This is a genomic window from Rhizobium sp. SG2393, from assembly GCF_042610495.1.
In the GTDB taxonomy this organism is placed as follows: Bacteria; Pseudomonadota; Alphaproteobacteria; order Rhizobiales; family Rhizobiaceae; genus RU20A.
Genome location: NZ_JBHGAP010000006.1, coordinates 192,886 through 205,452, shown reverse-complemented (window position 1 = coordinate 205,452; position 12,567 = coordinate 192,886). Strand labels below are relative to the sequence as shown.

Annotated in this window: 11 protein-coding genes; 7 read left to right on the top strand and 4 right to left on the bottom strand. The window is 65.5% G+C overall.

The genetic code is table 11. The annotated features are described in order from the left end of the window. Nucleotides 1-83: 83 nt before the first annotated feature. The 3 genes from ACED18_RS14600 to ACED18_RS14590 form a co-directional block, all read right to left on the bottom strand. Complete coding sequence (locus tag ACED18_RS14600; RefSeq protein WP_377293452.1) at nt 84-1,487, bottom strand: PepSY-associated TM helix domain-containing protein; 1,404 nt, start codon at nt 1,485-1,487, stop codon at nt 84-86. An 80-nt stretch (nt 1,488-1,567) separates the two neighbouring features. Further along, nucleotides 1,568-1,975 carry a DUF2946 family protein gene (locus ACED18_RS14595; RefSeq protein ID WP_377293450.1) on the bottom strand — a complete coding sequence of 136 codons (408 nt, stop codon included), beginning with the start codon at nt 1,973-1,975 and terminating at the stop codon, nt 1,568-1,570. Between the two features lie 100 nt (nt 1,976-2,075). After that, the gene (locus tag ACED18_RS14590; protein WP_377293448.1) at nt 2,076-2,705 is read right to left on the bottom strand and encodes an exopolysaccharide biosynthesis protein; all 630 of its coding nucleotides are present in this window, start codon (nt 2,703-2,705) and stop codon (nt 2,076-2,078) included. Nucleotides 2,706-2,983: 278 nt separating this feature from the next. On the opposite strand from ACED18_RS14590, the gene ACED18_RS14585 reads away from it, so the two are divergent. Then, nucleotides 2,984-5,509 carry a methyl-accepting chemotaxis protein gene (locus tag ACED18_RS14585; RefSeq protein ID WP_377293446.1) on the top strand — a complete coding sequence of 842 codons (2,526 nt, stop codon included), beginning with the start codon at nt 2,984-2,986 and terminating at the stop codon, nt 5,507-5,509. A 94-nt stretch (nt 5,510-5,603) separates the two neighbouring features. On the opposite strand, the gene ACED18_RS14580 is transcribed toward ACED18_RS14585, so the two are convergent. Then, nucleotides 5,604-6,134: a GNAT family N-acetyltransferase gene (locus ACED18_RS14580; RefSeq protein ID WP_377293444.1), complete on the bottom strand. Its 531-nt coding sequence runs from the start codon at nt 6,132-6,134 to the stop codon at nt 5,604-5,606. Nucleotides 6,135-6,272: 138 nt separating this feature from the next. On the opposite strand from ACED18_RS14580, the gene ACED18_RS14575 reads away from it, so the two are divergent. The 6 genes from ACED18_RS14575 (at nt 6,273) to pncB (ending at nt 12,532) form a co-directional block, all read left to right on the top strand. After that, the gene (locus ACED18_RS14575; RefSeq protein WP_377293442.1) at nt 6,273-6,899 is read left to right on the top strand and encodes a DUF922 domain-containing Zn-dependent protease; all 627 of its coding nucleotides are present in this window, start codon (nt 6,273-6,275) and stop codon (nt 6,897-6,899) included. 55 nt (nt 6,900-6,954) lie between these two features. Next, on the top strand, nt 6,955-7,482 hold the full coding sequence (locus ACED18_RS14570) for an MgtC/SapB family protein (protein WP_377293500.1): 528 nt from the start codon (nt 6,955-6,957) through the stop codon (nt 7,480-7,482). 119 nt (nt 7,483-7,601) lie between these two features. Continuing rightward, on the top strand, nt 7,602-8,798 hold the full coding sequence (gene repA / locus ACED18_RS14565) for a plasmid partitioning protein RepA (protein WP_377293440.1): 1,197 nt from the start codon (nt 7,602-7,604) through the stop codon (nt 8,796-8,798). A gap of 3 nt (nt 8,799-8,801) precedes the next feature. Continuing rightward, nucleotides 8,802-9,788, top strand: a complete 987-nt coding sequence (gene repB / locus ACED18_RS14560) for a plasmid partitioning protein RepB (RefSeq protein WP_377293438.1) — start codon at nt 8,802-8,804, stop codon at nt 9,786-9,788. Between the two features lie 154 nt (nt 9,789-9,942). Continuing rightward, the gene (gene repC / locus ACED18_RS14555) at nt 9,943-11,157 is read left to right on the top strand and encodes a plasmid replication protein RepC (RefSeq protein WP_377293436.1); all 1,215 of its coding nucleotides are present in this window, start codon (nt 9,943-9,945) and stop codon (nt 11,155-11,157) included. A gap of 70 nt (nt 11,158-11,227) precedes the next feature. Then, a complete protein-coding gene (gene pncB, locus ACED18_RS14550; protein ID WP_377293434.1) occupies nt 11,228-12,532 on the top strand; it encodes a nicotinate phosphoribosyltransferase in 1,305 nt (434 codons plus the stop codon). Nucleotides 12,533-12,567 lie beyond the last annotated feature (35 nt).

The window sequence follows — 12,567 nt, the reverse complement described above, 5'->3', positions numbered from 1 at the left end:
CCATTGACCATGGGCTTGCGGAGCGCGGCAGGCGTCGCCACCCGCGCCGCCTGTCATGCGGCGGCGCGGGCAGTGCTTAAGGGTCAGCCGAAGGCGTGGCGCAGGGCCGGCACGCGAGAGAGAACGAGCATGTCCAGCGCCAGCACCGCCATCAGTGTCAGCCCCGTCAGCGGGAAGGCCATGGACACGACCAGCATCAGCAGCATGGCGCCCTTCCACATCGGTACATTGTCCGGCAGCGGTGGCGGGGCGAGCCTGAACGTGCCCGCCGGGCGACGCTTCCACCACATGATGAGGCCGCTCACCGAAAGGAAGAGGATGGAAAGGCAGAAGATGGTGACGAGCACCAGGTTCCACAGGCCCATCTCGCCTTCGTGAAAGGCGACGCCGATCGCCATGGCCTTGGCAACGGGGGCGTAATCCCGATAGCCGATATCGGCGAGCACCTTGCCGGTGTAGCGGTCGATATGGACGATCCGGTCGGCGGTGGGGTCGGACGAATCGTAACTCATGCTGTCGCGCGAGAGGCTCCAGACATCTGTTTCCTTGACGGGGATGTTGAGCTGGAAGCGACCGTCAAACCCGATCTGGCGCGCATAGGCCACGACGCCGTCGAGATCAGGCGCGACACCGTCCTTCAACCCCGACGTTCCGGCATTGGAGCCGGAGACGGGCATCGGCGTCTGCTCCAGCGTCCAAGGCACGTTCTTGGCCCCGCCGTCGTTCAGTGCCGCGGCATGGCTGACGTCGGAGAGCGGCGTGTCGTACCATTTGCCGATCGGGAAGGTGTTCCAGGCCTGGGTGAACTTCTCGCCCCAGACGCCTGCCCAGGACAGGCCGGTCAGCAGGAAGACCAGCAGCAGACCCGCACTCCAGAAGCCGACCACCTTATGCAGCGACTTCCACCACATCCGACCCTTGAGCGAGAGATTCGGGACCAGCACACCGTCATCAACCCGTCGGGCACGCGGCCACCAGAGATAGAGGCCGGTCACGATGAGCACGATGCCGAAGCCGCAGGCGATCTCGATCAGCCGGTCGCCGACGGTGCCGATCATCAGCGAGCCGTGGATCGTCTCGGCGAAGTCGTACCAGCCGTTGCGGCGCGGCCAGGCGCCCAGCGCCTCGGCCTTGTAGGGATCGACGGCGACCATCACGGCGGCATCGCCGGCATTCACCCGGAAGAGCGCCGCCGTTTCCGGCGTCCGGGGAGCTATGTACTGCTTCAGCACGCCGCCGGGTACGTAGCTGAGGGCGGCAGCGGCCTGTTCGGTGACGCTGCGCTCCGTGCCGGCCGGCACGACGGGGAACGCCTTTTCGCCGTCACGGCCGACGAAAACGGTGGACCAGACCATGATGACGCCCGTGACGGCGAGCATGGCGAGGAAGGGCGCGACATAGAGGCCGGCATAGAAGTGCCAGCGCCAGACGGCGAAATAGAAGTGGCGCGCGGGTTCACGCGCGGATGCGGGCTGAGCAAGGCTCATGAAAAACTCCTGGATATGACATCACGATTTCCCGGCGCGCAGCGGTTGGATCACGTGGCAAAGCGACGGGCTTCGAAGGATCAGGCCAGGAGGGAAGGGGGCGCTCGTGAACGTGTGTTGCCGGTCCGGATGACGGGCAGCGGAGGCGCTTCGCGTCCGGGTGTCAGCCGCTCCGCCGGCTCGCCTGCGGGAATGCCGGGCGTGTCGGCCGGCAGCGGCAGGACCGTCGAGGCGCTGATCCGGCAGGCTTCGCAGCCGGGATTGCCGTGGCCGGGCCCCTTGTGATCAGCGCTCTTGGCGTCGCTGGTCTCGCAGAGCGAGGCGAGCGTGCCGTCGGGCAAGACATAGGCGGCGGAAGCGATTGTCGGATCGGCGGGCGTGGAAGCCGTCGCGACGGGCGCGCGGTGGGCGAAGCCGACGGCAAGCAGCGCCAGCGCGCACAGCATGCGCACCCACACCTGCCAACCTGTCGTGCGTCTGCGCCCCATTGTCGTCCGCCACTATCCCCGTCTGCGCTCATGCCTGAGGATCGGTCGGAGTTCAAGGGGACAAAAAGGCGCGGCTGCGGTTGTCAGGCCGCCGATGGCATCACGCGCCCAGCGCCCATCCGGCCGCAAAGACGGTGCCGTAGAGCAGGGCGGCCGTGACGATGACGGCAAGACCGGCGAGGCCAAGGCCGATGATGGTGGCAAAGCCGTCCCGCTCCATCAGCGATACGGCGATCACCGTCAGCGCCAGCACCGGCAGGATGTTGCCGAAGGGAATGGGAAGCGCCACGATCACCGCCAGCAGGAAGACAGGAATGCCGAGCAGCATGTGCGCCCGGCGGCCGGTCAGGCTGCGCATCCGGTTGGGCTTCAGCCAGGCTTCGACCCGGCTGACGAGCGGCGCGGTGTGCCGCACGATGAGCGCGATCGTTCCGGCCGAGACCCTTCGGCGGCGGATCAGGCGCGGCAACCACACCTTCTCGTAGCCGACGATGATCTGCAGCGACACGAGTGCCAGGCAGGTGCCGAACACCATGCCGAAGGGGCCGGGGATCGGGCAGAGCGCGGGCAGGGAAAGCGCCAGGATGACGAAAGCGATGCCTGCCCGACCCATCACGTCGATCATCTCGCCAAGGTCGATCGAGCCGGCGGCGGCGGCGTGCTCGGCCAGGGCTGCAAGACGGCGGGACGCGACGCCTTTCTCGATGTCATCGGTCGTGGTCGCAGACACGGTCGCCTCAGCCTTCTTCTCTGTTGGAGCGCGTTGATGGGACTGCATCTAGGCACCGTATGTGGCGATACAAGGTCCGCGGTCGATTTGAGAAGGGCGGCGCGGTTGTCCGCGGACAACTTCGCTTGATCTCGCCAGCTTGTGCTCGCCATCCGGGAAAATGAGGTTTTGACTTAAGTTTTGCTTAAATCGGTTACCGTAGGTTTTCACCGACACAGTTGCCCATGGTGCCTTGTTCCGTTCGGCGCGCGCACGTGGTTGTGGTTCGGGGGAACTTCATGATCGATCGTTTCATGTCACGCGTACGGATCCAGACGAAGGTTCTGGTCCTGGTCACGCCGTTTGTGATTTCCATCATGGCCGTCGGCCTGACGGGCCTTTATGCTTCCGGCCTTTTGCAGGGACGCATGGAGATCTCCAATAGCGTCATGCAGTCGCTGCGCGGGTTCAAGGACGTCTATTCGGCCATGACGCGCTTCCTGCTCGAACCCTCCGACGAGACCCATACGGCTGCGCAGACCGCTCTGCAGACGCGCGTTGCAGAGTTGCAGACGATGACGGACGCGCTGCGCGCCCAGTCGAGTGTCACGCAGCTCGAAGCGGCCCTGACGGAAGCCGGCACGATCGATGAGAATATCGCCGCCCTCTGGTCGCTGCACAAGGATCAGCAGACGCTTGCCGCGGCGGTGGTGGAGCGCGAGCTGACGCTGGACGACGTACAGGCCGAAGCCGCCAAGCAGGTCTTCTTCCTGCTGGCGGGCGCCAAGAAGGTCGAGAAGGGCGCCAAGACCGGCCTGAAGGCCGCCGTGCAGATCGGCAATATTTCGTCCGCCGTCGATGACATGATCGGCAAGGTCTCCGCAGCGCTGATGGTGACCGACAAGGCGGCCATCGCGCGCGACAGCCTGCCGGCCCTGCTGAAGGATGTCACTGCGGCCGACAAGGCGCTGGCGTCTGCAAAGATTGATGCCGTCATCCAGATGAAGGAGGCCGTCACCGCTGCGGCCGCGCTGGCGGAAAAGACCAAGACCGATCCTTCCGCACTTCCCGATTTCGTCAATGCGCTCGGCCAGATCGGCACGCTGAACGAGGCGCTGCAGACGGCCGGTGATACGATCATGCGCAAGGGCGTCACCGATCTCGCCGCCTCGGAAGGCAAGACCGAGCTCGCCGACAAGGTCGGCAACAAGCTCCGCTCCATCGTCAACCACGGCAACGAGATTCGCGTCTCCTTTGCCGATCTTCAGGCCGCCCCGTCGCAGAAGGGCGTGGAGCACGCCCAGAAGAGCCTCTTCCTCTATGGCCAGGAAGTCGATGCGCTCGCTGCCATGGCGCCGGACAATGATGGGCTTGCCGCACTGCCGTCGCAGGCCAAGGAGGCCCTCAAGGCCTTGGATGCGAGCGCCGTCGCACTGCTCGACATTCAAAGCCGCCGGCAGAAGGAATTCAATGCCGCAGCGGCCGTCATCGACAGCACGTGGTCGCATCTGTCGGACTTTGCCGAAAGCCAGAAGCAGAGCGCCGGCGCCGAGCGCAGCCAGGCCAATTCCATCTCCGTCGGCGCCATGGTCGTCGGCGTGCTCATCGCCATGGCCGCCGGTGCCGCACTCGTCATCACGCTGAAGGGTCCGATCAGCCAGATCACCGGCGCCATGCGTCGTCTGGCCGAAGGGGCGCTCGACACGCAGATTTCCGGCGAGACCCGCCCGGACGAAATCGGCGACATGGCCCGCGCGCTCTCGGTCTTCAAGGGCAACGCACTCGCCAAGGTCAGCATGGAAGAGCAAGCCGCAGCGGCCCGCCGCCAGGCAGAGGCCGAGCGCGAGCGCAACGAGCGCGAACGCCAGCAGAGCCTGTCGGAAGTCGAGTTCGCAGTGGAAACGCTGGCGACGGGCCTCTCCCGCCTGTCGCGCGGCGACCTGACGTTCAGCATCGATACCCGCTTTGCCGATCATCTTGACCGTCTGCGCCACGACTTCAACCAGTCGGTTGCCGGGCTTCGCGAGACGCTGTCGGAGGTGCGCGATATCTCCGGCGCCATCCATCACAATGGCGAGCAGATGGCCGATGCCGTCTCCGACCTCGCCCGCCGGACCGAACAGCAGGCGGCTGCCCTCGAAGAAACCGCCGCGGCCGTCGACCAGATCTCGGCGACGGTCAAGACCTCGTCCGGCCGCGCCAGCGAAGTGCGCCGCATCGTGCAGGATGCCAAGCGCCGCGCCGACAGCTCCTCCGGCGTCGTGCAGAATGCCGTGTCCGCCATGACCCGCATCCGCGAGGCCTCGGACCGGATTGCCAATATCGTCGGCGTCATCGACTCCATCGCCTTCCAGACCAACCTCCTGGCACTGAACGCCGGCGTCGAGGCGGCACGTGCAGGCGAGGCCGGCAAGGGCTTTGCGGTCGTGGCGCAGGAGGTGCGCGAACTTGCGCAGCGCTCGGCCCAGGCTGCCAAGGAAATCAGCGGGCTCATTGCCAACTCCTCCAGCGAGGTTGCGACCGGCACGCGCTATGTGTCCGAGACCGGCGACGCGCTGATGGACATCGCGACCCAGATCGTCGGCATTGCCGAGCATGTCGATCTCATCGCCACGTCCAGCCAGGAGCAGACCGTTTCGCTCGATTCGGTCAACGGGTCCGTCAACGAACTCGACCACATGACCCAGCAGAACGCGGCCATGGTGGAAGAGACCAATGCTGCGACCCGCCAGCTTGCCGAGGAAATCCGCCAGCTGAGCGCCCTGATCCAGCGCTTCCATCTGTCGGGCAGCGAGACCGGCATGCGCACCGCGCGCGCTGCGTGATCCGGCCGTTTCGGCTCGCCTGATCCGGCGGGGTGAGGGAGGTTTCAGTCATCCCGGCAGCCATGGCAGGGCCGGGGTGTGCGGGGTTTTGAGCCTAGAGACGCCCGGACCAGTCCGACCGCGTCAGCGCATACCAGACCTCGCCCTCTTCGCTGCCGGGAACGTGGCTGGCGCTGAGGGCGACCGTCTGCGTATGACGCATCCCGATCTTTTCCATCACGCGGCGTGACCCGAGATTGGTCGCCATAGTGCAGGCGACGATGGTATCGAACCCCTTGGCGTCAAAGCCCCACTGGACGAGAGCGGCGGCACCCTCCGACGCCAGTCCTTTGCCCCAGCTTTTGCGGGTGAGACGGTATCCGAGTTCAGCGCGCGCCTCGCTTTCGGCAGAGAGGCAGAACCAGCCGACGAAGTCTCCGGTTTCGGTCTGCCGGGCGGTCCAGACGTCGGTTTCCGTTCCCCGCGGCATGAGAAAGGTGACTGCGTCCGGATCGACGGTCTCGTGGTCGACGGCCCCGCCATTCAGAAAATGCATCACCTCCGGGTCGCGCTCGAGCGCGACGAAGTCGTCCCTGTCGCCGGGACGGCACGGTTCGAGCGTCAGGTTTCTGGTCCGCAGTGCCACCAATGGGCGATCCTCCTTGAGTGGGGGCAATCGCCACCCTATCAGAGGCGCCTTCGATTTTCACGCCCGACAACCTTGAACCGCATGGCCGGCCGGCCTATCCCGAAGGCTGAGCTTGCATCTGACGAGGCCTGCCCCGTGACGTTTCCTGCCCTTCTGCGGACCCTTCCTGCGTGCTGCGGTCGTCTGGCCGCTGCCGCGACCCTTGCGGCCCTCTTGCCACACGGTGCGGACGCCGCCGGCTGGTCGCCGCAGGAGACGGTCGCTCCCTATGCGATCGATGGGCAGACCGGCATCGACCTCTATCGCTCGATCGGCGAGAAGGGCCCGGCGATCGGTCCGACGCGCGCCATCGCGCATACGACCTTCAAGCTCACCTGGCGGCGGGATTACCAGCAGCGCGGCGCGGACTGCGTGCTTGCCTCCGCCGTGCCGAAACTCGTCATCACCTACACCTTGCCCAAGCCGCGTCGCAAACTGACGGGGGAGGTCGCGGTGCGGTGGAAGACCTTCATCGATGGCATCGCCGCCCATGAGCGCGTGCACGGCGCCGACATCATCGCCATGGTGCGCGCCATCGAGCGTGAGAGCGTGGGCCTGACGGCCGTCAACGATCCCGGCTGCCGCAAGATCCGCCAGGACCTGACGGAACGCCTCGGCCGCCTCTCCAACGAGCAGCGCGCCAAGAGCCGCGCCTTCGACCAGGTGGAGATGAGCGACGGCGGGAATGTGCAGAGGCTTATTCTCGCGCTCGTCGCGCCCTGACAGAGGTGCTTCGCGACAGGATGGAACCTTGAGCCGGCGAATGGGTTCGGTGTCCATGCCATCCGCCACGCTCGACATTTTCGCCGATCATCACCTGCCGCTTCTCGTCGTCGCGGCCCGCCTCATCCTCGCGCTCGCCTGCGGGGCGGCGATCGGCATCGAGCGGGAATGGCGACAGCGCCCGGCCGGCCTGCGCACCCACATCCTCGTCTGCCTCGCTGCCGCGCTTGCCTCCATCACCGCCATCGAGATCACGCATCTGCCCGCCTTTGCGGGCCAGGAAATCCGCATCGATCCGCTTCGCATCATCGAGGCGGTCACGGCGGGCGTCGCGTTTCTGGCGGCTGGCACGATCGTCTTTGCGCGCGGCACGGTGCAGGGGCTGACGACCGGCGCCGGCCTGTGGCTGGCGGGCGTCACCGGCCTTGCCGCCGGTCTCGGCCTCTGGCAGATCGCGCTTCTGACGACGCTGCTCGCCGTCGCGGTCCTCAGCCTGATCCGGCTGGCCGAAAGCGGCAGAGCCAGGAAAACGGTTGCGGAAAACGAGTCTGGCCAAGGCTCGGAAACATCCTTAACAGACTGATAAGAAACGTCCTTTCCGCTTTATGACCGAAGTTTGTCATCCGCCCCCGAATCGGCGCATAGTCCATCTGCGCAATTTTCGCCGGATCGGCGATTTTTGCGCAGATTTCGGGGAAGACGATGTTGCAGCAACCCATCGAGCGCGCGGACGAACGGGAACACCTCCCGTCGCTTCTGGCTGCCGATGCGGATGAACTGGTCCGCCGCCTTCAGCACCACCAGAAACTGACATTCCCGCCCGCCGCCCGCAAGGCGCTGAGGCTTTTCTCGCCCGCCGAGGCGGCCGGCTTCATCGGCATTGGCGAGGGATATCTGCGCCAGATCGCCGCCGACGGCCATGGTCCGGCGCCGCAGGCCAATGGCCGGCGTCTCTATTCGATCGGCGATATCGAGGCGATCAGGCGCGTGCTGGACGATGGCGGCCGGGCCGGCAAATATGTGCCGCACCGCCGGCTTGGCGAGAAGCTGCAGGTCATCTCCGTCATGAATTTCAAGGGCGGCTCGGGCAAGACGACGACGTCTGCCCATCTCGCCCAGTATCTCGCGCTGCGCGGCTACCGCGTGCTGGCCATCGACCTTGACCCGCAGGCCTCGCTGACGGCGCTGTTCGGCCATCAGCCGGAGCTCGATGTGGGGGAGGGCGAGACGCTCTACGGCGCCATCCGCTATGCCGAGCCCCGGCCGGTGCGCGATGTCGTGCGCGCCACCTACATGGCCAATCTCCATCTCATCCCCGGCAATCTTGAGCTCATGGAATTCGAGCACGAGACGCCGAAGGCGATGATGGGCGCGCGCACCGAGACGATCTTCTTTGCCCGTCTCGGCGAGGCGCTGGCCGAGATCGAGGCGGATTACGACGTCGTTGTGATCGATTGCCCGCCGCAGCTCGGCTATCTCACCATGTCCGCGCTCTGCGCCGCCACCTCGGTGCTCATCACCGTGCATCCGCAGATGCTCGACGTGATGTCCATGGCACAGTTCCTGTCGATGACGAGCGAATTGATGGCCGTGGTCGAAAAGGCGGGCGGGCGCACCGATTACGACTGGATGCGCTATCTCGTCACCCGCTTCGAGCCGAATGACGGGCCGCAGAGCCAGATGACCGGCTTCATGCGGGCCATCTTCGGCAATCGCATGCTGACCAATGCCATGCTGAAATCCACCGCGATCTCGGATGCCGGCGTCACCAAGCAGACGCTCTACGAGATCGACCGCAGCCAGTTCATCCGCGGCACCTATGACCGCGCCATGGAATCGCTCGGCCTCGTCAACCGCGAGATCGAAGAGATGCTGCGCGGCGTGTGGGGGAGACGCTAAGTCATGGCGCGTCGCACCTTCCTCACCGATTTTGCAGAGACGGCCGGCGTGACGGCCAGCATGCCCGCCGCAGACGGCGAGGTGGCGCTGCGCCGCACGCCCGTGGGCGGCATTTCGCGCACGCTCGCCTCCATCACCGCCCGCGTCGAGCGCGCCGATGCGATCGAGCGGCAGCTCGCCGAGGGTCAGGCGGTGGTCGATCTCGATCCGGCGCTGATTGACGCCTCTTTCGTCAGCGACCGGCTGGAACGGCTCGATCTCGACCCTGTGTTCGTCGAGCAGATCCGTGTCCATGGCCAGCAGGTTCCGATCCTCGTGCGCCCGCATCCGCAGGCGCCGGAGCGCTATCAGGTCGCCTACGGCCACCGCCGCCTTGCCGCCGCGCGGCGTCTTCGCCTGCCCGTGCGCGCCATCGTGCGCGGCCTCGGCGATGACGAACTCGTGGTGGCGCAGGGCCAGGAAAACTCCGCCCGCACCGACCTCTCCTATGTCGAGCGCGCCCTGTTTGCCGCGCGCCTCGACCGCCTGGGCTTTACCCGTGCCACCATCATGGATGCGCTCTCGGTCGACAAGGCGGCGCTCTCGCACATGCTGGGCGTCACCGCCCGCATTCCCGAAGCGCTGATCGAGGCGATCGGCCCGGCGCCGGGCTTCGGCCGCCGTCGCTGGCTGGAGCTGGCCGACCGGCTTGCCGACCGCGCGGCCCTGGCGCGTGCCGAAACCTGCGCCAGCGCACCCGATTTTTCCGCGCTCGCCTCCGACCGCCGTATGCAGGCCGTGCTGGATGCGGCCCTTGCGCCGGCAGACACGTCTGCGGCCGATGCCGATGGCTGGCAGGCGCTGGATGAGACCATGCCGGTGCGCATGCGCGTCGAGAAGGCAAAGACGACCTTCGTCTTTGCCCGCGCCGCAGCGCCCGGCTTTGACGATTTCGTGCGGGAGCGGCTGTCCGGCCTCTACCGCGACTTCATGAACCAGTCAGGAGAGTAGAACCCGCAAAAGAAAAAAGCCTCCGAACGTTGCCGTCGCGGAAGCCTTTCTCGATGTTTAGCAGCTTGAGAATCCCATTTTCGCGAATCACTGTCAAGTCGTTTTGGCGCCTTTCGGCGGACGGACTTCTTTTGCCTTCTTGAAAGTGAGGCAAATGGAAAGCGGTATCATAACGACGCCTTTCGGGCGGCGGCCTATGACGCTTGGGATGATCAGGGCCCAGGCGGAGGCGGCGCGCGTGCCGGAAGGCGCGCGCATCGACAAGTGGAAGCTGTTTCGGGCGCTCTGCGTGGCGCGTCCCCGGTTCAATATTTCCGATCGTGCGCTCGGCGTTCTCGACGCGCTGCTCACCTTCCATCCGAAGGCGGAGCTGGCCGAGGGCGAGGTGCTCGTCGTCTTCCCGTCCAATGCCCAGCTCTCGGTGCGCGCCCATGGCGTGGCGCCGGCCACGCTGCGCCGCCATCTGGCCGCGCTCGTCGATGCCGGTCTCATCACCCGCAAGGACAGTCCGAATGGCAAGCGGTATGCCCGCAAGGGCGAGGGCGGCGCAATCAGCGAGGCCTTCGGCTTCAGCCTTGCGCCGCTTCTGGCGCGGGCCGAAGAGATCGAGGTGGCCGCTGCCGACGTCGAGGCCGAGCGGCTTCGCCTCAGGGCGTTGCGTGAAGGCATCACCATCTGCCGCCGCGACATCGTCAAGCTCATGGAAACGGCCCTGGACAATGGCCTGGGGCTCGACGCGACAGCCATCCAGCTTGCTCTTGCGGAGACCGCGCGACGTCTGCGGGCCCGCCTGGAGAAGGATGAGATGGAAGTGATCGCGAAAGAGCTTGCGGACTTGCGCGATGCCACGGCTAAACGCCTCCTCAGCCTCGAAAAAACAGAAAAATCGATCGCCAATGAGTCTCGAAACGAGCGGCACATACAGAATTCAAACCCAAACCCCACTTCTGAACTTGAACCTCTCTCCGAAAAGGGAGAGGGCGGCAGCGCTCAGGCTGAAAAAGCAGGCTCACCGGCTGCTGGACGCGCCTTCCCCCTTTCTCTGGTTCTTTCCGCATGTCCGGCAATGATCGATTACGGGCCGGGTGGCACGATTGCGAGCTGGCGCGACATGATGACGGCGGCCGTTGTGGTGCGCAGCATGCTGGGCGTCAGCCCGAGTGCCTATCAGGAAGCCTGCGAGGTGCTGGGCCCCGAAAATGCGGCGACCGCCATCGCCTGCATCCTCGAACGCGGCGGCCATATCAATGCGCCCGGCGGCTATCTGCGGGATCTGACGCGCCGGGCCGCGCGCGGCGAATTCTCGCTCGGGCCGATGCTGATGGCACAGGTGCGCGCCAATGCGCCGGGCGGCCGAAGAACCGGATGAGCGTGCATCTAAATCGGTTTTACTTCGCCGGTTCAAGGCGATAGGGTGCCGCAAACTCATGGGGATCTTCATGCCGAAGACCGATATTGCCCGCCGCGTCTATAATCACTCATGGAAGCTCGATCCGATCGTGCGTTCGCTGCTCGACACGGATTTCTACAAGCTTCTGATGCTGCAGATGATCTGGACGCTGCATCCCGATGTCGATGTCAGCTTCTCGCTCATCAACCGCACGAAGACGGTGCGGCTGGCCGAGGAGATCGACATCGAGGCGCTGCGCGAGCAGCTGGATTACGCACGCGGTCTGCGTTTTTCCAAGAAGGAGATGATCTGGCTTGCCGGTAACACCTTCTACGGCCGCAAGCAGATCTTCTCGCCGGAATTTCTCGCCTGGCTCGCCGATTTCCGCCTGCCGGAATACCGGCTCGCCGTGGTTGACGGGCAGTACGAACTCTCCTTCCACGGCAAGTGGACCCACACGACCATGTGGGAAATCCCCGTGCTCGCCATCATCAACGAGCTCAGGTCGCGCGCCGCGATGAAGCACATGGGGCCCTTCACGCTCGATGTGCTCTATGCCCGCGCCAAGGCGCGGATGTGGTCCAAGGTCGAGATGCTGAAACAGTATCCGGGCCTGCGCATCTCCGATTTCGGCACGCGCCGGCGCCACTCGTTCCTGTGGCAGCGCTGGTGCGTGGAAGCGCTGAAGGAAGGCATTGGCCCGGCCTTTACCGGTACCAGCAATGTGCTGCTCGCCATGGATACAGACCTCGAGGCTGTCGGCACCAATGCGCACGAGCTGCCGATGGTGAAGGCGGCCCTTGCCGAGACAGACGCCGAGCTTGCCGCCGCACCCTATGCCGTTCTGCAGGACTGGAACCGTCTTTATGGCGGCAACCTGCTGATCGTGCTGCCGGATGCCTTCGGAACCGCGGCGTTCCTGCGCGATGCGCCGGAGTGGGTGGCTGACTGGACGGGCTTTCGCCCCGACAGCGCCCCGCCGATCGAGGGCGGCGAGAAGATCATCGCCTGGTGGAAGAAGATGGGCCGCGATCCCAGCGAAAAGCTGCTGATCTTCTCTGACGGCCTCGATGCCGAGACGATCGTCGAGACCTACCGGCATTTCGAGGGCCGCGTGCGCATGAGTTTCGGCTGGGGCACCAACCTCACCAATGATTTCGCCGGCTGCGCGCCCGACCCGACGCCTGGACTCGACCCGATCTCGCTTGTCTGCAAGGTTACCGAGGCCAATGGCCACCCGGCGGTCAAGCTCTCCGACAACCCCCGCAAGGCCACCGGGATCCCGTCGGAAGTCGAGCGCTACCTGCGCTTCTTCGGTTCGCAGGATTTCGTGGAGCAGGCGGTGCGGGTCTGACACGCCGCGATCACACAGAAGGGACCAAACCTCGA